This window comes from Streptomyces sp. Ru71 (assembly GCF_002920535.1).
Classification (GTDB): domain Bacteria; phylum Actinomycetota; class Actinomycetes; order Streptomycetales; family Streptomycetaceae; genus Streptomyces.
The window spans coordinates 21,072-47,156 of the sequence record NZ_PQSS01000021.1 but is presented as its reverse complement, the minus strand read 5'-3'; the positions used below and the strand labels follow the sequence as shown (position 1 = coordinate 47,156).

At 71.2% G+C, this 26,085-nt stretch carries 24 protein-coding genes and 2 tRNA genes; 13 read left to right on the top strand and 13 right to left on the bottom strand.

The genetic code is table 11. The features are described 5' to 3' along the window. Window positions 1–6: 6 nt before the first annotated feature. The 6 genes from C3489_RS15505 to C3489_RS15480 form a co-directional block, all read right to left on the bottom strand. Window positions 7–1,350, bottom strand: a complete 1,344-nt coding sequence (locus tag C3489_RS15505) for an LLM class flavin-dependent oxidoreductase (protein WP_103782403.1) — start codon at window positions 1,348–1,350, stop codon at window positions 7–9. Then, window positions 1,347–1,604, bottom strand: a complete 258-nt coding sequence (locus tag C3489_RS15500) for a hypothetical protein (protein WP_103782402.1) — start codon at window positions 1,602–1,604, stop codon at window positions 1,347–1,349. Before C3489_RS15500 ends, C3489_RS15505 begins: the two co-directional genes overlap by 4 nt. Next, entirely contained in the window at window positions 1,601–2,335 is a 735-nt protein-coding gene (locus tag C3489_RS15495) for an ABC transporter ATP-binding protein (protein ID WP_103782401.1), read from the bottom strand. Before C3489_RS15495 ends, C3489_RS15500 begins: the two co-directional genes overlap by 4 nt. Beyond that, window positions 2,311–3,162, bottom strand: a complete 852-nt coding sequence (locus C3489_RS15490) for an ABC transporter permease (protein ID WP_103782400.1) — start codon at window positions 3,160–3,162, stop codon at window positions 2,311–2,313. The genes C3489_RS15495 and C3489_RS15490 overlap by 25 nt, the downstream gene beginning before the upstream one ends. Beyond that, window positions 3,159–4,202, bottom strand: a complete 1,044-nt coding sequence (locus tag C3489_RS15485; RefSeq protein ID WP_103782399.1) for an ABC transporter substrate-binding protein — start codon at window positions 4,200–4,202, stop codon at window positions 3,159–3,161. Before C3489_RS15485 ends, C3489_RS15490 begins: the two co-directional genes overlap by 4 nt. A gap of 197 nt (window positions 4,203–4,399) precedes the next feature. Then, window positions 4,400–5,611: an ROK family protein gene (locus C3489_RS15480; RefSeq protein WP_103782398.1), complete on the bottom strand. Its 1,212-nt coding sequence runs from the start codon at window positions 5,609–5,611 to the stop codon at window positions 4,400–4,402. A 438-nt stretch (window positions 5,612–6,049) separates the two neighbouring features. Between C3489_RS15480 and C3489_RS15475 the strand changes: the two genes are divergently transcribed. Beyond that, entirely contained in the window at window positions 6,050–6,634 is a 585-nt protein-coding gene (locus tag C3489_RS15475) for a biotin transporter BioY (RefSeq protein WP_103782397.1), read from the top strand. Between the two features lie 7 nt (window positions 6,635–6,641). Here C3489_RS15475 and C3489_RS15470 read toward each other — a convergent pair whose 3' ends face one another. Continuing rightward, a complete protein-coding gene (locus tag C3489_RS15470) occupies window positions 6,642–7,946 on the bottom strand; it encodes an FAD-binding oxidoreductase (protein ID WP_103782396.1) in 1,305 nt (434 codons plus the stop codon). Window positions 7,947–7,987: 41 nt separating this feature from the next. Continuing rightward, window positions 7,988–9,481 carry an amino acid permease gene (locus tag C3489_RS15465; RefSeq protein WP_103782395.1) on the bottom strand — a complete coding sequence of 498 codons (1,494 nt, stop codon included), beginning with the start codon at window positions 9,479–9,481 and terminating at the stop codon, window positions 7,988–7,990. 264 nt (window positions 9,482–9,745) lie between these two features. Between C3489_RS15465 and C3489_RS15460 the strand changes: the two genes are divergently transcribed. Further along, window positions 9,746–10,234 carry a ribose-5-phosphate isomerase gene (locus C3489_RS15460; RefSeq protein WP_103782394.1) on the top strand — a complete coding sequence of 163 codons (489 nt, stop codon included), beginning with the start codon at window positions 9,746–9,748 and terminating at the stop codon, window positions 10,232–10,234. Between the two features lie 34 nt (window positions 10,235–10,268). Further along, window positions 10,269–11,078 (top strand): Fpg/Nei family DNA glycosylase, encoded by an 810-nt coding sequence (locus tag C3489_RS15455; protein WP_103782393.1) that lies wholly within the window; start codon window positions 10,269–10,271, stop codon window positions 11,076–11,078. 52 nt (window positions 11,079–11,130) lie between these two features. Here the strand turns inward: C3489_RS15455 and C3489_RS15450 are convergent, their stop codons facing one another. Continuing rightward, window positions 11,131–12,393 carry a GNAT family N-acetyltransferase gene (locus tag C3489_RS15450; protein WP_103782392.1) on the bottom strand — a complete coding sequence of 421 codons (1,263 nt, stop codon included), beginning with the start codon at window positions 12,391–12,393 and terminating at the stop codon, window positions 11,131–11,133. Window positions 12,394–12,567: 174 nt separating this feature from the next. Between C3489_RS15450 and C3489_RS15445 the strand changes: the two genes are divergently transcribed. Next, complete coding sequence (locus tag C3489_RS15445) at window positions 12,568–13,746, top strand: PP2C family protein-serine/threonine phosphatase (protein WP_103782391.1); 1,179 nt, start codon at window positions 12,568–12,570, stop codon at window positions 13,744–13,746. Between the two features lie 16 nt (window positions 13,747–13,762). Further along, a complete protein-coding gene (locus C3489_RS15440) occupies window positions 13,763–14,209 on the top strand; it encodes an HD domain-containing protein (RefSeq protein ID WP_103782390.1) in 447 nt (148 codons plus the stop codon). Here the strand turns inward: C3489_RS15440 and C3489_RS15435 are convergent. Then, window positions 14,206–15,270: an acyltransferase family protein gene (locus tag C3489_RS15435; protein WP_103782389.1), complete on the bottom strand. Its 1,065-nt coding sequence runs from the start codon at window positions 15,268–15,270 to the stop codon at window positions 14,206–14,208. The genes C3489_RS15440 and C3489_RS15435 overlap by 4 nt on opposite strands. Window positions 15,271–15,512: 242 nt before the next feature. On the opposite strand from C3489_RS15435, the gene C3489_RS15430 reads away from it, so the two are divergent. Further along, entirely contained in the window at window positions 15,513–15,707 is a 195-nt protein-coding gene (locus tag C3489_RS15430; protein WP_026178055.1) for a hypothetical protein, read from the top strand. 103 nt (window positions 15,708–15,810) lie between these two features. Next, window positions 15,811–16,443 carry an RraA family protein gene (locus C3489_RS15425; protein WP_103782388.1) on the top strand — a complete coding sequence of 211 codons (633 nt, stop codon included), beginning with the start codon at window positions 15,811–15,813 and terminating at the stop codon, window positions 16,441–16,443. A gap of 67 nt (window positions 16,444–16,510) precedes the next feature. Here the strand turns inward: C3489_RS15425 and C3489_RS15420 are convergent. After that, window positions 16,511–16,581: transfer RNA gene (locus tag C3489_RS15420), tRNA-Gly, on the bottom strand. A gap of 205 nt (window positions 16,582–16,786) precedes the next feature. On the opposite strand from C3489_RS15420, the gene C3489_RS15415 reads away from it, so the two are divergent. The 5 genes from C3489_RS15415 (at window position 16,787) to clpX (ending at window position 21,729) form a co-directional block, all read left to right on the top strand. Beyond that, window positions 16,787–16,863: transfer RNA gene (locus tag C3489_RS15415), tRNA-Pro, on the top strand. A gap of 238 nt (window positions 16,864–17,101) precedes the next feature. Next, window positions 17,102–18,487 carry a trigger factor gene (gene tig / locus C3489_RS15410; protein WP_181139681.1) on the top strand — a complete coding sequence of 462 codons (1,386 nt, stop codon included), beginning with the start codon at window positions 17,102–17,104 and terminating at the stop codon, window positions 18,485–18,487. Window positions 18,488–18,855: 368 nt separating this feature from the next. After that, the gene (locus C3489_RS15405) at window positions 18,856–19,464 is read left to right on the top strand and encodes an ATP-dependent Clp protease proteolytic subunit (RefSeq protein ID WP_181139682.1); all 609 of its coding nucleotides are present in this window, start codon (window positions 18,856–18,858) and stop codon (window positions 19,462–19,464) included. A gap of 109 nt (window positions 19,465–19,573) precedes the next feature. Next, the gene (locus C3489_RS15400; protein ID WP_103782385.1) at window positions 19,574–20,254 is read left to right on the top strand and encodes an ATP-dependent Clp protease proteolytic subunit; all 681 of its coding nucleotides are present in this window, start codon (window positions 19,574–19,576) and stop codon (window positions 20,252–20,254) included. Window positions 20,255–20,445: 191 nt separating this feature from the next. Beyond that, window positions 20,446–21,729 (top strand): ATP-dependent Clp protease ATP-binding subunit ClpX, encoded by a 1,284-nt coding sequence (gene clpX / locus C3489_RS15395; RefSeq protein WP_103782384.1) that lies wholly within the window; start codon window positions 20,446–20,448, stop codon window positions 21,727–21,729. A gap of 105 nt (window positions 21,730–21,834) precedes the next feature. Here clpX and C3489_RS38360 read toward each other — a convergent pair whose 3' ends face one another. Beyond that, complete coding sequence (locus tag C3489_RS38360) at window positions 21,835–22,149, bottom strand: hypothetical protein (RefSeq protein ID WP_146075321.1); 315 nt, start codon at window positions 22,147–22,149, stop codon at window positions 21,835–21,837. A gap of 114 nt (window positions 22,150–22,263) precedes the next feature. Further along, complete coding sequence (locus tag C3489_RS15385) at window positions 22,264–23,265, bottom strand: hypothetical protein (RefSeq protein WP_103782382.1); 1,002 nt, start codon at window positions 23,263–23,265, stop codon at window positions 22,264–22,266. 137 nt (window positions 23,266–23,402) lie between these two features. On the opposite strand from C3489_RS15385, the gene C3489_RS15380 reads away from it, so the two are divergent. Further along, window positions 23,403–26,027, top strand: coding sequence for a valine--tRNA ligase (locus tag C3489_RS15380; RefSeq protein ID WP_103782381.1), 2,625 nt, complete (start codon window positions 23,403–23,405; stop codon window positions 26,025–26,027). Window positions 26,028–26,085: the final 58 nt, after the last annotated feature.

Below are 26,085 nucleotides of genomic sequence, written 5' to 3'. Positions count from 1 at the left end.
GTCCTTTCAGACGAGGGCGGAGGCGGGGGTCAGGTACTGGTTGGCGGGGCGGGGCAGGCCGTAGCGCTCGCGCAGGGTGCGGCGCGGCCCGTACTCGGTGCGGAACAGGCCCCGCTCGCGCAGGATCGGCACCACGTGGTCGACGAAGGCGTCCAGGCCCGAGGGCAGGACGGGCGGCATGACGTTGAAGCCGTCGGCGGCGCCGTGCGTGAACCACGTCTCGATCACGTCGGCGATCCGCTCGGGCGTCCCGGCGACCGTGAAGTGGCCGCGGCCGCCGCCGAGCCGGCCGATCAGCTGCCGCACGGTGAGCGACTCGCGCCGGGCCAGCTCCACCACGAGCGTGTAGCGGCTCTTGGCGCCCTCGATCGCGTCCTCCGGCGGCAGCTCGGCGGGCAGCTCGGCGTCCAGCTCCAGCGTGCCGGGCTCCAGGTGCAGCAGGCTCTCCAGCCGGGCCACGCCGTGGTCGTGCACGATGTGGTCCTCCAGCAGCCGCTCTGCCGCCCGCGCCTCGGCCTCGGTGGAGCCGAGGACGGGGACGATGCCGGGCAGCACCTTCACGTGCCCGGGGTCCCGTCCCGCCCGCGCGGTGCGGGATTTGAGGTCGGCGTAGAAGGACCGGGCGTCGGCGAGGGTCTGCTGGGCGGTGAACACCGCCTCCGCGTACCGGGCGGCGAAGGCCTTGCCGTCCTCGCTGGAGCCCGCCTGCACCAGCAGCGGGTAGCCCTGCGGGGTGCGCGGCACGTTGAGGGCGCCCTCGACGCTGAAGTAGGTGCCTCGGTGCCGGGGCGGATGGATCTTCTCGTCGTCGCCCCAGACGCCGGCCGCCTTGTCGGCGACGACCGCGTCGTCCTCCCAGCTGTCCCACAGCTTCAGCGCCACGTCCAGGAACTCGGCGGCCCGGGCGTACCGCTCGGCGTGTGCCGGTTCGGCGTCCAGGCCGAAGTTGCGGGCGGCCTCCGCGCCGGCCGTGGTGACGATGTTCCAGCCGGCCCGGCCGCCGCTGACGATGTCCAGCGAGGCCAGCTTGCGGGCCAGGTTGTAGGGCGAGTTGTACGACGTGGACGCGGTGGCGATCAGCCCGATGTGCTCGGTCGCGGTCGACAGCGCGGTCAGCAGGGTGAGCGGTTCCAGGGCGCCGGCCGGGCGCTGGGCGAGACTGCCCCACAGCTGGGGGCCGTCGGCGAGGAAGAGCGAGTCGAAGGTGCCGCGCTCGGCGGCTTGGGCGAGCCGCACGTAGTGCTGGAGGTCGACATGCGCGTACGGATCGCTCTCCGGCAACCGCCAGGAGGCCTCGTGGTGGCCGGTGTTCATCAGGAACGCGTTGAGATGGAGCTGTCTGCCTGTCACTGGTGGTCCTCCGTGACGCCCGGCGCGGCCGGTACCGGCACGCGGGCGGAGTGCGGGTGGGGGCGAAAGTGGCCGGTGGTGAAACCGGGGGCGGTGCGGCCGGCGTCGCGGGCGAAGGCCCGGCCGGCCGGCACGATCGCCCCGGCGAGGTCATGGGCCACCGGCGGCAGCAGGCGCCCGCGGCGTGCCGGTGGGGCGGGCCGGCGGGGGGTGCCGGCGGCCGGGGGCGGGCCCGGGCGGGTCGCGAGCGTCATGCGTGGTCCTCGGTGACGCCCAGGGCCGTGAGCAGGCGTTCGCGGTACTCGCCGAGCAGCGGGTCCCGGTAGGAGCGCGGGTGGGCGCGGTCGATGGTCAGGTCGAGGCCGATGCGACCCTGTTCGAGCACGAGGACCCGGTCGGCGAGCACGATCGCCTCGTCCACGTCGTGCGTGACCAGCAGCACCGACGGCTTGTGGCGCTGCCACAGGTCGCGCAGCAGACCGTGCATCCTGATCCGGGTCAGCGCGTCCAGCGCGCCGAACGGCTCGTCGGCCAGCAGCAGTTCCGGCTCACGGACCAGGGAGCGGGCCAGGGCGGCGCGCTGCGCCTCGCCGCCGGACAGCTCGCCCGGCCAGGCCCGCTCGCGGTGCGTCAGCCCCACCTCGGCCAGCGCTTCCCGGCCGCGCGCCTCGGCGTCCCCGCCGTCCAGGCCGAGCAGGACGTTCTCCAGCACCCGCCGCCAGGGCAGCAGCCGGGAGTCCTGGAAGACCACCGAGACGCGCTCGGGGGCGGTGAGCTCGCCGCTGCCGGTCACCCCGTGGTCCAGGCCGGCGATCGCCCGCAGCAGCGTGGACTTGCCGGAGCCGCTGTGCCCGAGCAGGGCCGTGAACTGTCCGGCGGGCAGGTCCAGGTCGACGCCGTCGAGGACGGTGCGGCCCGCGAAGGACCGGGTCAGGCCGCGCAGCCGGACGGCGGGCCGGGTCAGTTGCTCAGTGTGCGGCGCCACGACAGCACCCTCCGTTCGATCAGACGGACCGCGCTGTCGGTGACCAGGCCGAAGACGCCGTAGATCAGCAGGCCGACCAGGATGACGTCGGACTGGCCGTAGTTCTGCGCCTGGAACATCAGATAGCCGAGGCCGGACGTGGCGTTGATCTGCTCCAGCACCACCAGGCCCAGCCAGGAGCCGGTGACGCCGAGCCGCAGCCCCACGAAGAATCCCGGCAGCGCTCCGGGGATCACGACCTGGCGCACGAAGGTGAGCCGCGACAGGCCCTGCACCTCGGCGAGTTCGACGAAGCGGCTGTCGATGCCGGACAGCGCGGCGTGCGTGTTCAGATAGATCGGGACGTAGACGACGATCGCGATGATGGCGACCTTGAAGGTCTCGCCGATGCCCAGCCAGAGGATGAACAGCGGGATCAGCCCGAGGGTGGGGATCGCCCGGTTGAGCTGCACCGTCCCGTCGATCAGCGCCTCCCCGGTCCGGCTGAGCCCGGAGGCGAGCGCCAGCAGCACCCCGGCCGTGAGGCCGATCGCGAAGCCGGCGCCGGCCCGCTTCAGCGAGGTGAGCACGTCGGTGGGCAGGGTGCCGTCGGTCCACAGATGGCCGAGCGTCCTCAGCACCGTCCAGGGCGCGGGGATCGCGCCGGTGTCGAGGGTTCCGGCGGCCGAGGCCGCCGCCCACAGCACCAGCAGGGCCAGCGGGCCGGTCAGCCGGGCGGCGGGCCACCGGCGGCCGGGTGCCAGGCGGCGGCGCCGGCGGACCTGGGGGAGCTCACCGGCCTCGGCCGCCGCCGCGACGGCGGTCGTCGTCGTGGTCATGGCGGTCATTTCCGGTACTCCTCGGGTACGGCCTTGGCGGCGATCGCCTCGAAGCGGTGGTCGAAGAGGGAGGAGACGTCGAACTTCTTCACGAAGCCGCCCTCCGCGAGCAGATCGGCGGTCTCCTGCTCCCACCGGATCGCCTCGTCCCAGCTCGGCGGGAACAGCGGCTTGTTGGCCAGCGCGGTGATGGACCTCGCCTGCTGAAGGCTCAGGTTCTGCGTCTTGACGTAGAACTCCTCGTCCCAGACGTCCGGGTGCTCGTACGCCCAGACCTGGCCCTTGGCCCAGTGCGGGATGTAGGCGGCGATCGCGGCGGCCTTCGCCGGGTCGTTCAGCACGGACTGCGGCGCCCACAGCAGGTTCAGCAGGTCGACGACGTCGGTGGTGATGGTGTGGGCGCCCTTGGGTCCGTACTGCTTCAGATAGGCCGGCGCCTGGTTGTTGGCGAGCGGGGCGATGTCGACCTGCCCGGACTGCAGCGCGGTCAGGAACTGGTTGCTGGTCAGCGGCACCAGCTTGACGTCGTCGTAGGCCAGGCCCGCCTTCTTCAGCGCGCGCAGCAGGACGACGCCCTGGGCCTGACCCTGCGAGAAGGCGAGCCGCTTGCCTTTGAAGTCCTCGACCGTGCGGATGTCGCTTCCGGGCTTGGTGGCGAAGACGTAGTTGGGCTTGCGGGTGACGTCGATCGCCACGATCTTCGCGGCGAACCCCTGGTAGTGGGCCTGGATCGGCGGGATGCCCGCGTTGTTGGCGAGGTCCAGGGACTTGGCGCGGAAGGCGTTGATGACATCGGGACCCGCGCCGATGTTCAGCCAGTTCGAGACGGTGAACGGCAGCGGCGGCAGCTTCGCCAGTCTGAACTGCAGCTGCTGCTGGCCCAGATAGGAGGCGATCTTCAGGCTGGTGCCGGCCGGGACCTCGGTGGCGAGCGGCTGAGTGGCGGCCTCGGCGGTGTCGGCGGCGGCCTGGCCGTCCGCGCAGCCGGCCAGGCCCGCCACGGCGGCGGACGCGCCCAGCACGGAAGCGAGAAAGGTACGACGGTGCATGGGAGGACTCCCAGGAAGAAAAGGCAGGGGGAATTCCGGGAAAGGAGGCCCGGAGAAGAAGAACTCACACAGCGGGAAACACGCGCTTCATGCGCGGCAATATGTCAGCAACAGAGGGTGCGACAGCTGGTGAGAGAGCTCATGACCAGGATGTTCCTGGCCATGAGCGACCCCTGTCAACATTCGGAGTTTCTGAATTAAATAAGCTCAGGTGAAACGCCCAGAGGGTCCCGGAACAACGCGTCGAGCACCACCGAACCACCCGCCACCGCAAGCACCGAATCGGCGGCGAAACTCGACGGCAGGACATCCGCCGCGCGCGCCGGACCGACCGCCTCCCGCAGCGCGGCCAGGCAGTCCTCGAAGTGGATGACACCCACCTCGGTCACCACCACCGTCTCCGGGTTCAGCACGTCCAGCAGCAGCCCGGCCGCCCGCCCGGTGGCCGCGGCCCGCTCCACCAGCAGCCGCCGGGCCACCGCGTCCCCGCCCGCCGCCGAGGCCACCACGTGCATCGGGTTCGCCACACCGGTCACCCCGGCCGCCCGCGCCCGCCGGCACAGCGTCCGCTCGCCCAACTCGGCCTGCAGGCAGCCCGTACGGCCGCAGGCGCACGGCTCGCTGCCGCCCGGCACCGGCAGATGGGCGATCGCCCCGGCCGCCGAGCGCGGACCGCGGTGCACCTCGTCGTGGGTCGCGAACGCCGCGTCGACCACGTTGCCGACGAACAGGTGCAGCACACTGCCGGCCCCCCGGGCCCGCCCGAACAGCCGCTCCGCCGCCACCAACGCCCGCGCGTGGCCGTCCACATGGACCGGCAGACCCGTGCGGGCCCCGAGCACCTCCCGCACCGGCACCTCCCGCCAGCCCAGCAGCTCGTGCTCGACGACGGTGCCCGACTCCCGGTCCACCCACCCGCCGACCGCCACCCCGATCCCCAGCGGGCACCGGCCCGGCACGGCCGCGCGCAGCGCCGCGAGCCCCTCGGCGGCCCGCGCCAGCACCCGGCCCGCATCGGTCCCCTCGTGCTTCAGCTCCCGCCGGGCCACCACCCGCCCGCGCAGATCCAGCAGCGCGACCGTGGTGTACGGCACGGCGATGTGCACCCCGGCCACCAGGAACCGCTCGGTGTCCACGTCGACCGGCACATGCGGACGCCCCACCCCGCCGGAGCGCCGGGGCACGGCCGCCTCCCGGATCAGGCCCGTCTCGGCGAACCGGGCGCAGTAGTCCGTCACCGACGCCGGGGACAGCCCGGTCAGCCGGGCGATGGTGCTGCGCGCGACCGGCCCGTGCTCCAGCACGGAGCGCAGGACGACGCTGGCGCTCGTACGGCGCCGGTCGCGGTCGGCGACCCGGGGCACCGGGGAGGCCGACAGGGCGGAAGGGGGTGCCGCGGTACGGGGCATGGCGATGCGCTTCCTCGGGGAAGGGGGCCGACACGTGTCCTCGTATCGAGACGCGCCGAAGCCGCCGCTCCCGCCCGCCTCACACCGGGCGGTGACACATGGCCGCGCCCACGCGTCGCAGGTCCACATGGCGACGCGAGGAGAAGTACCGGGCCTGGGCAACCATGGCTGGAAGGGTAGGCCCTGACCCGGCGATCCGGCCAGGGCGCCCGGAGGCGTTTGGCGGGATCCCACAGTCCGCCTGGACGGGACGAGGTGAGTAAGACGTCACTGCCTGCGTGACCGGCGTCACGCCCCACCGGGTGTCAGGGCCGTTCGTTGTGCGAAGCCCACCAAGTCGCCGTCCTGGCCTTTGTCGAGCGCTGATGGTGATCGGCTCCAGGGCGCTGGGATAGCGTCACGGTGTCCCGAACCGTCCCGACCCCCCGCGGAGTCCTCATGAGCACCGCTGCCGTCAGCCCGGCCCGCACCGGACAGGTCCTCGCCGACCTGCTGCCCTCCTCCCGCGTCCGCGACGCGGCCCTCGTGCTCGGCGGCGCCGCGCTCACCGGCCTCGCGGCCCAGCTCTCCGTCCCGGTGCCCGGCTCCCCGGTCCCGGTGACCGGCCAGACCTTCGCCGCGCTGCTCGTGGGCACCGCGCTCGGCGCCGGCCGCGGCTTCCTCGCCCTCGCCCTGTACGCGCTGGCCGGCATGGCGGGCGTGCCGTGGTTCGCCCAGGGCACCTCGGGCGCGAGCATGCCGTCCCTCGGCTACGTCTTCGGCATGCTGCTCGCCTCCACCGTGGTGGGCGCGCTGGCCCGCCGCGGCGCCGACCGCAACGTCTGGCGCACGGCCGGCACGATGATCCTCGGCGAGGCGATCATCTACGCCGTCGGCGTGCCGTACCTGGCTGTGGCCGCCCACATGTCCGCCTCCGCGGCGATCGCGGCGGGCCTCACCCCGTTCCTGCTCGGCGACGCCCTCAAGGCGGCGCTGGCGATGGGCGTCCTGCCCACCGCCTGGAAGTTCGCCAACCGGGGCTGAACACGCCCTAGTTCCGCAGGAGGCTCGCCGGGTCGTACGTCGACCGCAGTCCGGCGAGCCTCTTCGCCGTCTCGGCGTCGTACAGCCCGTCCGTGCGGTCCCCGGCGCCGAAGGCGAAGCCCGGTGCGCGGCCGAGGGTGTGCGGGGCGAGGAGGGCGAAGGCCGGGTCGAGCAGGGCACGGGCGGCCTCCCGCTCACCGACGGTCAACAGCCGCAGCAGGAACCGCCCTTCGCGCCACGGGACGGCGTTCGGCGCGGGCGCGGCGAGTGCGCCGCCCAGATGGTTGATCTGCACGACGCACATGGGTCCGCCGGCGTCCGGACCGGTACGGGTCAGCACCTCGGCGGCCGCCTGGACGTCCAGCTCCCGAAGGACCGCGCTGTCCCCGTAGTAGGCGTGCGGAAAGTCCGGGTCGCTGTGGATGGTGTGGCTGTCGGAGTACGGCATCACCCGCAGCGAGTCGGACAGCACCGGCCCGATCTGCCGCAGCGGCGCGGTGAGCCGCTCCCCGTCGTCCCCGGTGTACGCGACCCGCACCGACACCACGTACCGCCCGCGCAGCGCCGGCGGCAGGGCGGGCAGGTCCGGATACGGTACGGCGGCGAAGGACGAGGTCAGCCCGTCGGGCACGGTCCGCGTCCACGCCTCGTAGGCGCGCAGCACCGCCGCCGGGTCCACCTGCCGCCCGTCGAAGGCGAGCGAGCCGCCGTACAGGGTGCGCACCGGTACCAGACCGATCTCCAGGCCGGTGACGACGCCGAGGCCGCCCCCGCCGCCGAGCAGGGCCCAGTACAGGTCGTCCCCGGGTGTGACGTGGCGCTGTGTGCCGTCGCCGGTGACCACGTCGAGGGAGCGCACATGGTCGGCGGCGTAGCCGAACCGCCGGGCCAGGATGCCGAGTCCGCCGCGCAGCGTGTAGCCGACGACGCCGACGGACGGAGCCGAGCCGTTCAGCGGGGCCAGACCGTGCGGGGCGGCGGCCGCCACCACCTGGCCCCAGCGCACGCCCGCCGCCACCCGCACCGTGCGGGCCTCGGGGTCGACGCTGATCCGGTCCATGCGCGAGGTGGTCACGAGCATCCCGCCCTCGACGGGCCCGGGCAGCCCGTGTCCGGTCGCCTGCGCCCGCACCGGCAGCCCCCGGGCGGCGGCATGCCGAACGGCCGCGACCACGTCGTCGGTGCCGGAGGCGGTGACGACGAGGTCCGGCCGCTGGGCGAACCCGGTCTGGAACCCGGCGACCTCCGCGTCGTAGGCGGGGTCGCCGGGTGTGTGGACGGGCAGTCGTGTCAGGTCGGTCGTGGAGTCCATGGGGACGATCCTGACCGCGGGACCTGACAGCCGCCGTCAGGTTATCCGCGCGTGTCGGAGGAGACCGGCACGGCCGTGTCGGGCGCCGCCTCCACGGCCTCCCGGTGTCCGCCCCCGAGCTTCTGCTTGGCGAAGGCGATGACGAGCACGACCGCCGCCACGCCCAGCGACAGCAGCACGGTCTCCCGGCCGTCGTGCTCGGTGTCGGTGAGCATGTAGCCCAGCACGAAGACGATCAGCGCGGCCGACGCGTACGTCAGGTACGGGTACAGCCACATCTTCACGACGAGCTTCTCCGGCGCCTCCGCCTGGATGATCTTCCGCATGCGCAGCTGCGAGAAGCAGATGACGAGCCACACGAACAGCGCGACCGCACCGGAGGAGTTGAGCAGGAAGAGGAACACGGTGTCCGGGAACTTGTAGTTGAAGAACACCGCGACGAACCCGAACGCCACCGACACCAGGATCGCCGTCTGCGGCACACCACGGGCGGTGGTGCGCGCGAAGCCCTTCGGCGCGTCGCCGCGCCGGCCGAGCGAGAAGGCCATCCGGGAGGCCGTGTACAGGCCGGAGTTGAGACAGGACAGCACCGAGGTTAGCACGATGAAGTTCATGATCTGACCGGCGTGCGGGATTCCGAGCGAGTCCAGCGCGGCGACGTAGGAGCCCTTCTCGGCGATCGCCTTGCTGTCCCAGGGCAGCAGGGTGACGACGACGAGGATGGAGCCGAGGTAGAAGACGCCGATGCGCCAGATGATGCTGTTGGTCGACTTGGTGACGGCCCGCTGCGGGTCCTCCGACTCACCGGCCGCCAGCGTGGCGATCTCGCTGCCCATGAAGGAGAAGACGACGAGCAGCACACCGGTGAGGATCGCGCCGGGCCCGTTGGGCAGGAAGCCGCCGTGCGCGGTGAGGTTGGACAGGCTCGCCTGGTCGCTGTGCACGCCCGGCAGCACACCGAACACGGCGAGACCGCCGATGACGATGAACGCGCCGATGGCGACGACCTTGATGCCGGCGAACCAGAACTCGAACTCGCCGTAGGAGCCGACGGAGACGAGGTTGGTGGCGGTGAGCACCACCATCACGATCAGGGCCCAGCCCCACTGGGGCACGGCCGGGATCCAGCCTTCGAGGATCTTCGCGCCGGCGGTCGCCTCGACGGCGAGCACGACGACCCAGAAGAACCAGTAGAGCCAGCCGATGGAGAAGCCGGCCCAGGGGCCGAGCGCGCGGTCGGCGTGGGCGGAGAAGGAACCGGAGGTCGGGTTGGCGGCCGACATCTCGCCCAGCATGCGCATCACCAGCACCACGAGCGTGCCGACGAGTGCGTAGGAGAGCAGGATGCCCGGCCCGGCGGTGGCGATACCGGAGCTGGACCCGACGAAGAGTCCGGCTCCGATGACACCGCCGATGGCGATCATGGAAAGGTGACGGTTCTTGAGTCCTGCCTGGAGCCCGGATCCGGGGTCGCCGGGGGCACCGGGGCTCTGCGGGCCGTGTCCGGCCTGCTTCAGGGACGGCTGCGAGGTCATTGGGACGGAATTCCTTTGCGCCGCGTGATCTGTTCTGATCCACATCCCGTACGAGTGGTGTACGAGTCGGACCAGTGAATCCGAGGCAACGGAATTCGGGAACCTTTGAATCCGGATCGTTACTTGAGGTTTTCCTGAGCTTCTGTAGTGTTGCATACACGCTTCGTGCAGACCGCCAGGCCCGGCGGTGCGGCCGCAAACCGGTGAGCGGGTGCGCCGGCACCCCGTCCTGCCGCCGGTCGGCGCGCATGTCACACTCGTCCCATGCGCGTGTATCTCGGCTCGGACCATGCCGGCTTCGAACTCAAGAACCACCTCGTCGAATGGCTGAAGGCGGCGGGTCACGACCCCGTCGACTGCGGCCCGCACATCTACGACGCCCAGGACGACTACCCGCCCTTCTGCCTGCGCGCGGCCGAGCGCACCGTGGCGGACCCCGGCTCCCTCGGCATCGTGATCGGCGGCTCCGGCAACGGCGAGCAGATCGCCGCGAACAAGGTCGAGGGCGTGCGGGCGGCCCTCGCCTGGAGCGAGGAGACGGCGGCGCTCGGCCGCCAGCACAACAACGCCAACGTGGTCGCGGTCGGCGCCCGTATGCACACCCAGGAAGAGGCGACCAAGTTCGTCGAGGTCTTCCTGAACACGCCGTTCTCCGGCGACGAGCGCCACATCCGCCGCATCGACATGCTGGCGTCCTACGAGACGACGGGCGACCTCCCGCCGATCCCGGCCCACCACCCGCAGCAGGACTGACGCGCCCCGAGGGGGCTGGAAAGGAACAGGAACCGTGCCGGAGGGGCACACGATCCACCGGCTGGCGCAGGACTACGCCGGCCGCTTCTTCGGCACCGGCCCACGGGTCACCAGCCCCCAGGGCAAGTTCTCCGACGCCGCCGATCTGCTGGACGGCGCCGTCCTCACCGCCACCGAGGCCCACGGCAAGCACCTCTTCCTGGGCTTCCGCGACACCGACTGGGTGCACATCCACCTCGGCCTGTTCGGCAAGGTCGCCATCGGTGACGCGCCGGCACCGCCGCCCACCGACACGGTCCGGCTGCGCCTGGCGAACGACACGTCGTACGCCGACCTGCGCGGCCCCACCACCTGCGCCCTGATCACGGACGCCGAGAAGCAGGCGATCCACGCCCGCCTCGGCCCCGACCCGCTGCGCGACGACGCCGACCCGGACGCGGCGTACGCCCGGATCTCGCGCAGCCGCACCACCGTCGCCGCCCTGCTGATGGACCAGAAGGTCATCGCCGGCGTCGGCAACGTCTACCGCGCCGAGGTCCTCTTCCGGCACGGCATCGATCCCTACCGCGCGGGCCGGGACATCACCCCGGCCGAGTGGCGGGCGATGTGGACCGACCTGGTCGCCCTCATGCGCGAGGGCGTCCGGGTCAACCGGATCGACACGGTCCGCCCCGAGCACACCCCCGAGGCCATGGGCCGCCCACCCCGCGTGGACGACCACGGCGGCGAGGTCTACGTCTACCGCCGGGCGAACCAGCCCTGCCACCTCTGCGGCGACGAGATCCGCACGGCCGACCTCGCCGCCCGCAACCTCTTCTGGTGCCCCACCTGCCAGAACCGCTGACACCGGCCCACGCGGACGGCCGGCGCCGCCCGCCCGGGACAACGCCGGCCGCCTAGAACCCGTGCGGCAGCCACGGCGCGAGTGTCGAGCCGAACGCCACCGACGCCTCCGCCAGTGCCCCGCCGCGCAGCTCGCGCACCCGTCCGGCCGCCGCCAGCGCCGTGAGCGGCACGCCGCCCAGATACGCCGCGCCCAACTCCCGTACCGACAGGGCCAGATCCGCCGCGTCCGAGGTCCGCTCGCAGGAGGCGCCCTTGGCGTCCCCGGTCAGCCGCCAACGCCCCTCGTTCCAGGGGCAGAAGGCGTCGGACACCTCCAGCACCACGTCCACCGGCGTCAGATACGTCCGCGCGGCCAGCGCCGCCCCGACGTCCACCAGCCGTACGTACAGCTGGTCGCGCAGGCGCGGCAGACAGCGCCGGATGTCCGACACCTGGTACTGCCACGCCTCGTCCACCGGCCGCCCCCGCACCACCAGCGTCGACGTCAGGTCCATCTCGAACAGGAACCGCCACAGCGCGGCCTGCGCCGCCGGGTCCAGCCCGTACAGCTCCTCCAGCCGCACCGTGCCGTCGTGCCCGCTCGGCCCCCAGTCCAGCTTCACCCGGTACCGGGCGAACCCCACGACCTCACCGCCGCGTTCGGCGAGCACGCACTGCAGCGCCGACGCCCCGTCCCGCTCGCTCTCCGGGTCCAGCAGCCCGACCCGCTCCCAGCCGGGCCGGTGCCGCGCCAGCATCCCGGGCCGCCCGGGCACCAGCCGGGCGTAGACCGCCTCGCACTCCCGCAGCACCTCGCCCGGCTCGGCGTACCGCAGCCGTACGTCGCCGGTGCCGTCGGGCACGGACAGCGACACCCGGGCGGTGTCGATCCGCGCGCTGAAGTGGACCGTCGCCGCGCCGTACCCGAACCGGCCGTAGATCGCCGGCTCGGACGCGCAGAGCACCGCCAGCGGCTCCCCCCGGCGCCGTACGTCCTCCAGCTGCCGCCGCATCATCGACGTCAGGACACCGCGCCGCCGGTGCGTGGCGGCCACGCTCACCATGGTGACGCCCGCCGCCGGCACCGGCGCCCCGCCGGGCACCGTCATCCGGAAGGAGAACGCCCCCGCCGTCCCCACCACCGCGCCCCCCTCCCAGGCGGCCAGGCAGCGGTCGTACTCGGTGAGCTCCCGCCACAGCGCGCGCTCCTCGTCCGACTCCGTCGCCCCGCCGAAGGCGCGCAGCAAGGTGTCGTACCACCGCTCCCAGTCGCCCGGCCGCAGCACCCGCAGCTCGGTCGAAGGGCCCGTCGCATCGCTCGCCACAGTCGCCATGAACCATGCCTATCAGGGCCACACCGGGACCAGCGAGGGAATTTCTCCCTCTGTGCCGCACCCGCGCCCCCGGTGCCGTTCACTGAGAACCCCCTGAGAAAAGGGGCCTCGGACGGGGGACAAGTGGGACCTCCCGTGCCAAGCAGCCGAGCCGATGGATAGGGTCCCCAACCAATGGCAGTACGACGAGAGCGGCGCACGGCGGCCGAGACGTTCACGGCCCGGTGGAAGATGCAGTGGCACCGGGCCCGCGTCGGCCTGCGCCGATCCGCCGTCGACTACTTCCGCGGGGACGGCTCGGACTGGATCGCGCTGGCCGGTCTCTTCCTCACCATCCCGCTCATCGCCGCGCTGACCCTGGCCAACTCGGTGTGGTTCACGCCGGCCGCGCTGGTCCTGCCCATCGTCGCGGGCGGCCTGCTGCTGCGCCCGGCGAGCCTGCTCGGCCTGTACGCGGCCGCCGCCACCGCGCTGATCGTGGAGTCGGTGTGGCTCGGCCCGTACACCGAGGGCCCGAGCCGGGTCACCCCGGGTGTCGTGCTGGTGGTCGCCGCGTGCGGGTTCGTCGGGCTGCTGATCGCCCAGTTCCGCAGCCGGGTCGGCGTGCCCTGGCGGCGCGGCGGCACCATGCTGTTCGACCTGCGCGAACGCATCCGGGTGCAGAGCAAGCTGCCCCCGCTGCCGCGCGGCTGGCACCAGGAGATGGCGCTGCGCCCGGCCGGCGGGCAGTCCTTCTCCGGCGACTTCGTGGTCGCCGCCCGCACCGGCGGCGGCCGCACCCTGGAGGTCGTCCTCACCGACGTCTCCGGCAAGGGCATGGACGCCGGCTCGCGCGCCCTGCTGCTGTCGGGCGCCTTCGGCGGACTGCTCGGCTCCCTGCCCCCGCACGCCTTCCTGCCGGCCGCCAACGGCTATCTGCTGCGCCAGGACTGGGACGAGGGCTTCGCCACCTCCATCCACCTCGTCCTCGACCTCGACTCCGGCGACTACGAGCTGTACTCCGCGGGCCACCCGCCCGGGCTGCAGCTCAGCGCGGGCACCGGCCGCTGGGAGGAGAAGGCCGCCGAGGGCCCGCTGCTGGGCGTCTACGACGGCGCCCAGTTCGACCCGGTCAAGGGCACCCTGCGCCCCGGTGACGTGCTGATGCTGTTCACCGACGGCCTGGTCGAGACCTCCGACCGGGACATCGTCGAGGGCATCGACCGCCTCACCGGCGAGGCCGACCGCTATGTCGCCGCCGGTTTCGAGGGCGCCGCCTGGCATCTGATCGAGGCGGTCGCCAAGGACGTCAACGACGACCGCGCCCTGCTCCTGATCTGCCGCGAGGGCCCGACCGCGTCCTCCGCCCACTGACAGCCCGGGAGGTCCGGTGCTCACCCTGACGGAAGTCGAGACCCTCGCCCGCGCCGCCCACGCCGGGCAGACCGACAAGGCGGGCCGGCCCTACGCCGAGCACCTCCAGGCCGTCGCCGAGGGGGTCCGCGCGCGGGGCGGCGACGCCGAGCAGATCGCGGCGGCCTGGCTGCACGACGCCGTCGAGGACGACGCGCTGTCCGAGCGGTGGCTGTCCGAGGCCGCGCTGAGCGGCCGTACCAAGGACATCGTGCGGGCTCTGACCAAGCGGTCGGGGGAGTCCCCGCAGGAGTACGCCGGGCGCATCCTCGCCACCGAGGGCGCGCTGCTGGTCAAGGAGGCCGACCTCGCGCACAACGCCGACCCGGCCCGCCTCGCCGTCCTGGACCCGGCGACCCGGGCCCGCCTGACCGCGAAGTACGCCCGCATGCGCGCCCTGCTGGGGCTGCGGGAGCCGGCCTAGGCGGTCACCCGCTCCCGGGCCGCCGGCCGCGCGGTGTGCTCGCGGGCCCGGGCCTCGGCGGCGGGGTCCGGGCGGAACGCCCACGCCATCCTCGGCTCGGTCACCCACTTGAGCGCCCGTCGCACCGGCGGCGTGCACAGCAGCGTGACGGCGGCGGCCGCGAGCACCGTCACGGCGAGCGCGCCGAGCGGGCGGTGCACCCAGCCCTGGTCGAACCAGCCCCGGTAGAGGGCGAACTTCACCAGGAAGCCGTGCAGCAGATAGCCGGTGATGGTGCCCGCGCCGAGTGTCGTGCACCACAGGCGGCGGCCCGGCACCCAGGCGAGGAAGCAGGCCGTCAGCACCAGCGCGCAGGCGATCGAGGCCAGCGTCATCACCGGGCCGCACCACCAGGGCGCCCCCAGGTCCTGCGCCGCCGACTGCCGGTAGAACCAGCCGCCGTTCATGCGCGGCACCGACCACCAGGCGACCGCGAGGGCGGCCAGGGCGACCGGGACCGCCGCGATCCGCACCGCGCGGCGGCGCACCATCCGGAAGTGCTCGGGCCGCAGGCACAGGCCGAGCACGAAGTACGGCAGGAACTGCAGCACACGCTGCAGGTCGAAGTCGGAGCCGATGCTCAGGCTCACGCTCGCCAGCATGGCGATGCCGACGGCGAGCGGGAGCGGCCGGCGCACCTGCTGCCACAGGGGCGTGGTGAGCCGCCACACGAACAGGGCCGCGAGGAACCACATCAGATAGCTGGGGTCCAGCAGGCTGATCTCCGGATCGGGCCGGTCGGCGACGTCCTTGAACAGCTCGTAGGCGGTCTCGAAGACGACGTACGGCACCAGGACGCCGGTCACCAGGCGCCTGAGCCGGTCCGGGCGCATGTCGAAACTCCGGGAGAAATAACCGGAGATGACGACGAACGCCGGCATGTGGAACGTGTACACGACCCGGTACGCGCTCTCCACGACGCGGCTGTCGTCCATCATCTGCGCCCAGGTGTGGCCGATCGCCACGAGCACGATGGCCAGGTATTTGGCGTTGTCGAAGAAGGAGTCGCGCTGCTTGACCATTCGCGGCACCCTAACGCGGTTCCCGCGCCACACCAACAGCCCGAAATGTCCTGGATAATGACGTCCAAACTCCCCCATATGGGCAGGCTGAACGCACCGTTCCGGACACCCGCCGGCCCGCCCGACGAGGCGTCACGTACGGCTTCGGACCACGCGGTTGGTGGCACGATGGTTCCCGGCGGGGGTGTGCGGGGTAGCACCCCCGGGCCGGGAGAGCGGACCGACCTAGGGTGTGATCTGTTGTGGCCATTTCACTGTCAGTGGTGCTGCTGTTGGCGATCATCCTGGTGGTGCTGATCCGGGGAGGGTCGATCAAGGCGGGACCCGCCATCGTCGCCATCCTCTTCGGCTTCTTCCTCGCCTCCACGGGGATGGCGCCCTCGATCAACCGCTTCCTGAACTCGATAGCGGAAACGATCAACTCGATCAGCTTCTGAGGCGCCGGGCGCCGGGGCCTGGCGGCGCAGAGGGTGGCGGCAGCGCCCGTGGTGGCGACCGAACTATCTTGACGTCGAGATATCGTCCGGGCAGGCTGACCGGATGACCGACACCGACGCGATCTCCGGCTTCCCGGACATCCCCCCGACCACCCTCGCCGACCTCCTCGGCCGTGAGCAGGTCATGGACATCGGCATCCGGCCCCTGTGGGCCCCGATGCCACGACTGGCCGGTCCGGCGTTCACCGTGCGGTGCCGCCCCGGCGACAACCTCATGCTGCACGCCGCCATCCACCGCGCTCCGGCGGGATCGGTCGTCGTCGTCGAGTCCGGCGACGTCGACCACGCCCTGGCCGGCGGAAACGTCTGCGCGGTCGCACAGCGCCGGGGCATCGCCGGTTTCGTCCTGGACGGGGTCATCCGGGACGTCGCCGAGGCCCGGCAGCTCGGCTTCCCCGTGTTCGCCCGCGGTGTCATCCCGATCCCCGGCACCAAGGAGGCCGTCGAGCCGCTCGGCGTCCCGGTGCGGTGCGGCGGCGTCGAGGTGCACCCCGGCGACGTCGTGGTCGCCGACGAGGAGGGCGTCGTCGTCGTACCCCGTGACCGGCGCGAAGAGGTGCTGGACGCGGCCCGCGCCCGCCTGGCGAAGGAGGCCGCGCAATCCCTGGACGCCTGGCAGGAGGCCCACCGCGCCCGCATCGACAAGATCCTCGCCGAGCACGGTCACCAGGACTGATCGCACCCGGGACGACTCAGGCCCAGGGAGCGGGGAAACCCGCCTCACCTGGGCCTGAGTCGTACAGAGCGGGCGACGGGAATCGAACCCGCGTAGCCAGTTTGGAAGACTGGGGCTCTACCATTGAGCTACGCCCGCACACAACGCGCCGCAGGCGGTAACGGCCGCGGCACTGCAAGGCATCGTAGCGGGTCGGCGCCCCTCGTCGCACACCCCGTCCGACGTGTGCGGCCCTCCGGGCGCGGCGCCGCGCCCCCCCGCGCCCCCGGGACGCCCCCCGGACGCCCGCGGCAATGCGGCAGCCTTACTGCCTGCGGGCATGTACCCTACGTGTCGCACCAGACGGGGTGTGGCGCAGCTTGGTAGCGCGTCCGCTTTGGGAGCGGAAGGCCGTGGGTTCAAATCCCGCCACCCCGACCACTGCACCACCACTTCGCGCGATCACGCGCCCGGTCACCTGCATGATCGCGGCGCGCACCCGCGTGATCGCGCGGCGGGCGACTCGGGTGATCGCCTTTTGGGCCGTTCACCGCCTGCGGTTACTATGCAAGCTGCGCGCCCGTGTGTCTCACACTGCAGTCCTCCCGGGCGGCGAAATCCGCCGGAGCCGCTCTGGCCCCGGCTGAATCCGAGAAGTCAGCCACAAGGAGACCGAACCGTGAAGAGCGCCGTGGAGACCCTGAACCCGACCCGGGTTCGGCTCACTGTCGAGGTGCCCTTCGAGGAGCTCAAGGACAGCCTCGACGCGGCGTACAAGAAGATCAACCAGCAGGTCACGGTGAAGGGCTTCCGCAAGGGCAAGATCCCGGCCCGGGTCATCGACCAGCGGTTCGGTCGGGGCGCCGTGCTTGAGGAGGCCGTCAACGACGCGCTTCCGAAGTTCTACACGGAGGCGGTCAACGAGGCCGAGCTCTCCGTGCTGGGCCAGCCCGAGGTCGACATCACCGAGCTGAAGGACGGCGAGACGCTGAACTTCACCGCCGAGGTCGACGTCCGTCCCGCCCTGGAGCTCCCCGAGGACTTCTCCTCCATCGAGGTCGAGGTCGACGCCGTCGAGGTGACCGACGAGGACGTCGAGAAGTCCGTGGAGCAGCTGCGTGAGCGGTTCGCCTCCACCACCCCGGTCGAGCGTGCCGCCGAGGACGGCGACGTCGTGACCGTCGACCTTGAGGCCAAGGTCGACGGCGAGGTCCTGGAGGACGGCGTCGCCAACGGCGTCTCCTACACGATCGGCTCGGGCGAGCTGCTCGACGGCATCGACGACGCCGTCAAGGGCCTGTCCGCCGGCGAGGAGGCCACCTTCACCTCCGAGCTCAAGGGCGGCTCCGCGGCCGGCAAGGAGGCCGAGGTCACCGTCAAGGTCACCCAGGTCGCCGCCCGCGAACTGCCCGAGCTGGACGACGACTTCGCGCAGCTCGCCTCCGAGTTCGACACCCTGGAGGAGCTGAAGGCCGACAGCCGCAAGCGCCTGCAGAACATGAAGCAGTTCGACCAGGCCACGCAGGCCCAGGAGCGCGTCCTGGAGAAGCTGCTGGAGCTCGTCGAGGTGCCGGTCCCCGAGAAGCTGCTCGAAGACGAGATCAACACTCGTAAGCACAACCTGGAGCACCACCAGCTCGGCCAGATGGGCCTCACCCTCGACAAGTACCTGGAGCTCCAGGGCAAGACCGCCGAGGAGTTCGAGAACGAGACCCGCGAGGCCGCGGTCAAGGGCATCAAGACCCAGTTCGTGCTCGACGAGCTCACCAAGCGCGAGAAGCTCAACGTCAACCAGGAGGAGCTCACCGAGCACCTCATGCGCCGTGCCGCCTCCTCCGGCATGTCCCCCGACCAGTTCGCCCAGGCCGTCGTCGAGGGCGGCCAGGTTCCGCTGCTGGTCGGCGAGGTCGCCCGCGGCAAGGCCCTGGCCCTGGTCGTCGAGGCCGCCACGGTGAAGGACACCAACGGCGAGATCATCGACCTGGACGACGAGGAGGACGAGGAGGAGGCCACTCAGGCCGCCGCCGAGACCACCGAGGCCACCGAGGAGAAGACCGAGGGCTGAGCAGCCCTGCGGCACCTCTGACGCACGTACGACGGGCCCCTGGGATCTTTCCCGGGGGCCCGTCCGCATACCGGCCGGGGCGGCCCACCAAAGGGGCGCGGGGAACTGCGCGATCAGCCGCACACCACCCGCGGCCCGGCGACAGCCTTCGCCACCCCCCCACGAACCGAAACGGCCCATCCGCCGGAGGCGCCCGCGCTACGCCCCCGGCGAACACCACCATTCCCGGGATTCCCCGAAGGGACCCGCGCGTTAGGGTCCATGAATACGAGGGCAGTGGAGTCCCCGAACGGCTCCAAGCCCCGCAGGGAAACGTGAGACGGCCCGGCGCCGTCGTAAGACGAGCAGGTGGATACGTGACGAATCTGATGCCCTCCGCCGCCGGCGAGCCCTCCATCGGCGGTGGCCTCGGCGACCATGTCTACAACCGGCTGCTCAACGAGCGGATCATCTTCCTCGGCCAGCCGGTCGACGACGACATCGCGAACAAGATCACCGCACAGCTGCTGCTCCTTGCCGCCGACCCGGACAAGGACATCTACCTGTACATCAACAGCCCCGGCGGTTCGATCACGGCCGGCATGGCGATCTACGACACCATGCAGTACATCAAGAACGACGTGGTGACGATCGCCATGGGCCTGGCCGCGTCGATGGGCCAGTTCCTGCTCAGCGCGGGCACCCCCGGCAAGCGCTTCGCGCTGCCGAACGCCGAGATCCTGATCCACCAGCCGTCGGCCGGTCTGGCCGGTTCGGCCTCGGACATCAAGATCCACGCCGAGCGGCTGCTGCACACCAAGAAGCGCATGGCGGAGCTCACGGCCCTGCACACCGGCCAGACGGTGGAGCAGATCACCCGTGACTCGGACCGCGACCGCTGGTTCGACGCCTACGAGGCCAAGACCTACGGCCTGATCGACGACGTGATCGCCACGGCCGCCGGCATGCCGGGCGGCGGCGGTACCGGGGCGGCGTAACGGGCCCCACAGGCCCGTACAACGCCCGTACGGCGCCGGGTGGCCCCTCCAGGCCCACCGGCCCCCTCGCCCGCCCCAGCCACCGCCCCAGCCCTTTTCAGGAGACACCGTGAACGACTTCCCCGGCAGCGGCCTCTACGACCGCACGCGCGCCGAGTACACCGGCCCCACGGCCGAATCCCGCTACGTCATCCCGCGCTTCGTCGAGCGCACCTCCCAGGGCATCCGCGAGTACGACCCGTACGCGAAGCTCTTCGAGGAGCGCGTGATCTTCCTGGGCGTCCAGATCGACGACGCCTCCGCCAACGACGTCATGGCGCAGCTGCTGTGCCTGGAGTCGATGGACCCCGACCGGGACATCTCGGTCTACATCAACAGCCCCGGCGGCTCCTTCACGGCGCTGACGGCGATCTACGACACGATGCAGTTCGTGAAGCCCGACATCCAGACGGTCTGCATGGGCCAGGCGGCCTCCGCCGCGGCCGTCCTGCTCGCCGCCGGTACGCCGGGCAAGCGCATGGCGCTGCCGAACGCCCGCGTGCTGATCCACCAGCCGTACAGCGAGACCGGCCGCGGTCAGGTCTCCGACCTGGAGATCGCCGCGAACGAGATCCTGCGGATGCGCTCGCAGCTGGAGGAGATGCTGGCCAAGCACTCCACCACGCCGATCGAGAAGATCCGCGAGGACATCGAGCGCGACAAGATCCTCACGGCCGAGGACGCGCTCCAGTACGGCCTGATCGACCAGATCATCTCCACCCGGAAGATGAACAACGCGGCGGTCCGCTGACGCTGCAGGGTCTTCGGACCTGTATCGTCTGCCGCCCCTTGGCACGGCGCGCGCACGGTTCCCGTGGAAGTGAACCGTGCCAAGGGGGGCCCGAACGGGGGGCTCGGCAAGGTACCGTCGGACATAAGGCAGCACCAGGAGCCGCTGGACGTTGACGTCCAGGCGTCTCCCAGGCGAAGGGGAAGCACACCGTGGCACGCATCGGTGACGGCGGCGATCTGCTCAAGTGCTCGTTCTGCGGCAAGAGCCAGAAGCAGGTCAAGAAGCTCATCGCAGGCCCCGGTGTGTACATCTGCGACGAGTGCATCGATCTCTGCAACGAGATCATCGAGGAGGAGCTCGCCGAGACCAGCGAGGTGCGCTGGGAGGAGCTCCCCAAGCCCCGCGAGATCTACGAGTTCCTTGAGGGCTACGTGGTGGGCCAGGAGGCGGCCAAGAAGGCCCTCTCCGTCGCGGTGTACAACCACTACAAGCGGGTCCAGGCCGGCGAGAACGGCGGCGGCAGCCGCGAGGACGCGATCGAGCTGGCCAAGTCCAACATCCTGCTGCTGGGCCCCACGGGCTCCGGCAAGACGCTGCTCGCGCAGACCCTGGCCCGCATGCTGAACGTCCCGTTCGCGATCGCCGACGCGACCGCGCTGACGGAGGCGGGCTATGTCGGCGAGGACGTCGAGAACATCCTGCTCAAGCTGATCCAGGCGGCCGACTACGACGTCAAGAAGGCCGAGACCGGGATCATCTACATCGACGAGATCGACAAGGTCGCCCGGAAGAGCGAAAACCCGTCGATCACGCGTGACGTGAGCGGTGAGGGCGTGCAGCAGGCCCTGCTGAAGATCCTCGAAGGCACCACGGCCTCGGTGCCCCCGCAGGGCGGACGCAAGCACCCGCACCAGGAGTTCATCCAGATCGACACGACGAACGTGCTGTTCATCGTGGGCGGCGCGTTCGCCGGCCTGGAGAAGATCATCGAGTCCCGGGCGGGTGCCAAGGGCATCGGCTTCGGCGCGACGATCCGCTCCAAGCGGGAGCTGGAGTCCAAGGACCAGTTCGAGGACGTCATGCCGGAGGACCTGGTCAAGTTCGGCATGATCCCGGAGTTCATCGGCCGTCTGCCGGTGATCACCAGCGTCCACAACCTGGACCGCGAGGCGCTCCTGAAGATCCTGGTCGAGCCGCGCAACGCCCTGGTCAAGCAGTACCAGCGCCTGTTCGAACTCGACGGCGTGGAGCTGGACTTCGAGCGCGAGGCCCTGGAGGCCATCGCCGACCAGGCCATCCTCCGCCAGACCGGCGCGCGCGGCCTGCGCGCCATCATGGAGGAGGTCCTGATGTCGGTGATGTACGAGGTCCCCTCCCGCAAGGACGTGGCCCGAGTCGTCATCACCGCAGACGTCGTCCACTCCAACGTCAACCCGACCCTGATCCCCAGGGAGGCCCGCGGCCGCGGCACGGGCGAACAGAAGTCGGCATAAGGCAAGGCGAGATACGAAAGGGCGCCCGACGGATATCCGCCGGGCGCCCTTCTCGTACGCGCTTGACCCGGACTGTTCAGTCCGGGAACTTACGCCGGGGGTTGTTCATGCCCACTCGCAAGCTGTTTTGGCGTGGCTGTACTTCACCCCGAGACCGACGAGGGGCGTGATGCAGTTCGGGTTGGGCTGACGCTGGCCGTAGAGGGTGACGGCGGGCCAGCTACAGGCGTTGGTGACCTTGGCGCCGACCCGGTAACCGTAGTTGTTCAAAATGTCGGTGCACTGCGCGATGGAAGCGGACGCCGGCGCTGCGGTGACCAGGGGTGTGACTGCTGCCGCGACGACGAGTCCGGCCACGGTGAAAGCTCGCTTTAACACACAGAACCTTTCTCTCGCCCTGCCGACTTCGGTCATGGTCATGGCAGGGATGCGGTTGGATCTTACCAAGCAGTTCGCCAGTGTGTTCGAATGATCGTTGCTATCAGGACATGACAAAGGCGGCTCGGGATGTCGCGAGCAGCCTTCGGTGCTGGGTCAGGCCTTGATGCGTACCTCGTCGCGCAGCTTCGTGGTGATGTCGATCGCGGCGTCCTTGGTGATGCTCTTGGTGTTGTCACCCGGGGAGACCATGGCCACGGTGCTGTAGTCGGACCACACGCAGAACCAGTCCGTGGACTCCTTCTTCGTCAGCGAGTTGGTGCTCTTGGCCGACTGGCACTTCATGAGCGCGCCGTCGATGTCGGCCTCCTCCGGCTGGCCGATCAGCTCCACGTCGGACGAGGTGCCGGAGCTGCCCGAGGAGTTCTTCGCGAACTGCTTCTGAATGACGGCGAAGTACAGGTCCAGCGTCGACTTGGGATCCTTGATCTCGCCGTAGCCGCCCACCATCGTCACGCCCCGCGCGGTCAGCAGCTCGGCCGTGCTGGGCAGCTTGCTGGAGTCGGGGTTCTGCGGGTCGTAGTCGCCGAAGTCGGCCGTCGACCACTGCCCGATGACGGCCTTGCCGTTCGTGACGCCGCTGCTCTGGAGGTACTTCACGGCGTCCGCGTCACCGCGCTCGCCGCCCTTGCCGACCCGCTTGTACTCGGTGAGCGCCGTCGCCGGCGTCGTCAGCTTGTGCGGTCCGTCGTCGTCAAGGCCGCCCCCGCCACCCCCCGCCAGCACGAAGTAGCCGCCCACCGCCAGGGCCGCCACCGCTGCCACCGCGCCGATGATCAGGCCCGTCTTCTTCTTGCCGCCCGCCGGGGCCGGCGGCTGCGGCATGGCCCCGTAGGGCTGCTGGCCGTAGGGCGCCTGCTGGCCGTAGGCGTTGGGCTGGCCGTACGGAGCCGGCTGGGGCGGCACGCCCTGCGGGGCCTGCTGCGGGTAGCCGTACCCCGGCTGCGGGGCGGCCGGCTGCTGGGGGTAGCCGTAGCCGGGCTGCGGGGCCTGCGGCTGCTGGCCGTACGGGCCGGGCTGGCCGTAGGGGCCCGGCTGGCCGTACGGTCCGGGCTGCTGGGGCTGCCCGCCGTACGGGCCCGGCTGGTTGTAGCTCATTACTGGGTTCCCCTCCAGATGCTTATGCGTATCCGACATCCTGGCCGAGACCCGCCCACCGCACCGCACCGGGGTGCTGACCGTTACAGAAGAATCGCGTTTCGGGACACGGCGGTGACGCCTCTAAACTGAGCGCCGTGACCGAGAACGCTCAGCAGCAGCCACCAGCGCCCACCACCGAACTGCCGACCCAGTACGCGCCGGCCGATGTAGAGGGCCCGCTGTACGAGCGCTGGGTAGAGCGCGGTTACTTCGAGGCGGACGCCAAGAGCGACAAGCCCCCGTACACCATCGTCATCCCGCCGCCGAACGTCACCGGCAGCCTGCACCTGGGCCACGCCTTCGAGCACACGCTCATCGACGCCCTCACCCGCCGCAAGCGGATGCAGGGCTACGAGACGCTGTGGCAGCCCGGCATGGACCACGCCGGCATCGCCACCCAGAACGTCGTCGAGCGCGAGCTCGCCAAGGAGGGCAAGTCCCGCCACGACCTGGGCCGCGAGGCGTTCGTCGAGCGCGTCTGGCAGTGGAAGGGCGAGTCCGGCGGCCAGATCAGCGGCCAGATGCGCCGCCTCGGCGACGGCGTCGCCTGGTCCCGCGAGCGCTTCACCATGGACGAGGGCCTCTCGCAGGCCGTCCAGACCATCTTCAAGAAGCTCTACGACGATGAGCTGATCTACCGCGCAGAGCGCATCATCAACTGGTGCCCGCGCTGCCTGACCGCGATCTCCGACATCGAGGTCGAGTACCAGGACGACGACGGCGAGCTGGTCTCCATCAAGTACGGCGACGGTGACGACGCGATCGTCGTCGCCACCACCCGCGCCGAGACGATGCTCGGCGACACCGCCGTCGCCGTCCACCCCGAGGACGAGCGCTACAAGCACCTCGTCGGCCGCGAGATCGAGCTGCCGCTCACCGGCCGCCGTATCCCCGTCGTCGCCGACGAGCACGTCGACCCGGAGTTCGGCACCGGCGCCGTCAAGGTGACCCCGGCGCACGACCCGAACGACTTCGAGATCGGCCAGCGCCACGACCTGCCGGCGATCGCGGTCATGGACGAGCACGCCGTGATCACCGCCCACGGCCCCTTCCAGGGCCTGGACCGCCTGGAGGCCCGCTCCGCCATCGTCGCCGCGCTGCGCGCCGAGGGCCGGATCGTCGCCGAGAAGCGGCCCTACGTCCACTCCGTCGGCCACTGCTCGCGCTGCAAGACCACCATCGAGCCGCGCCTGTCCATGCAGTGGTGGGTCAAGGTCGGCCCGCTCGCCAAGGCCGCCGGTGACGCGGTCCGCGACGGCAAGGTCAAGATCCACCCGCAGGAGATGGAGAAGCGGTACTTCGACTGGGTCGACAACCTCCACGACTGGTGCATCTCGCGCCAGCTGTGGTGGGGCCACCGCATCCCGGTCTGGTACGGCCCCGACGGCGAGGTCGTCTGCGTCGGCCCCGACGAGCAGCCGCCCACCGGCGAGGGCTGGCACCAGGAGACCGACGTCCTGGACACCTGGTTCTCCTCCGGCCTGTGGCCGTTCTCCACGCTCGGCTGGCCCGAGCAGACCGAGTCGCTCGCGAAGTTCTACCCGAACTCCGTCCTGGTCACCGGCTACGACATCCTCTTCTTCTGGGTCGCCCGGATGATGATGTTCGGCCTGTACGCGATGGACGGCACCCCGCCGTTCCACACCATCGCCCTGCACGGCATGGTCCGCGACCAGTTCGGCAAGAAGATGTCGAAGTCCTTCGGCAACGCGGTCAACCCGCTGGACTGGATGGACAAGTACGGCTCCGACGCCCTGCGCTTCACCCTGGCGCGCGGCGCCAACCCGGGCGTCGACGTCCCGATCGGCGAGGACTGGGTCCAGGGCTCGCGCAACTTCGCCAACAAGATCTGGAACGCCACCCGCTTCGCGCTGATGAACGGCGCCACGGTGGACGGCCCGCTGCCGGACCCGTCGAAGATGTCCCCGACGGACCGCTGGATCCTCTCCCGCCTGAACTCGGTCGTCGCCGAGGTGGACGCCTACTACGACGACTACCAGTTCGCGAAGCTCTCCGACGCCCTCTTCCACTTCGCGTGGGACGAGGTCTTCGACTGGTACGTCGAGCTGTCCAAGACGACGTTCCAGGCCGGCGGCGAGGCGGCCGAGGTCTCCCAGCGCGTCCTGGGCGAGGTCCTCGACGTCACCCTGAAGCTGCTGCACCCGGTGGTCCCGTTCGTCACGGAGACCCTGTGGACCACGCTGACCGGCGGCGAGTCCGTCGTCATCGCCGAGTGGCCCAAGGACTCCGGCTTCCGCGACGCCGACGCCGAGCGGGAGATCGAGACCCTCCAGCAGGTCATCACCGAGGTCCGCCGCTTCCGCGCCGACCAGGGCCTGCAGCCCGGCCAGCGCGTCCCGGCCCGCCTGGCCCTGACCGGCTCGCCGCTCGCGGCGCACGAGGCGGCCATCCGCCAGCTGCTGCGCCTGCAGCCGGAGGGCGAGACCTTCACCGCCACGGCGACCCTGCCGGTCGCGGGCGTGGAGGTCGCGCTCGACCTGTCCGGCGCGATCGACGTGGCGGCGGAGCGCAAGCGCCTGGCGAAGGACCTGGCGGCGGCCGAGAAGGAGAAGGCCCAGGCCACGGCCAAGCTCGGCAACGAGGCCTTCCTGGCCAAGGCCCCGGACAACGTGGTGGACAAGATCCGCGGCCGCCTGGCCAAGGCGGAGGAGGACATCACCCGAATCCAGGCCCAGCTGGAGAAGCTCCCGCAGGCGTGACCCGTTCCGCGTGAGAAAGGCCCCCGGTGCGTGTCAGCGCCGGGGGCCTTCGCCCACC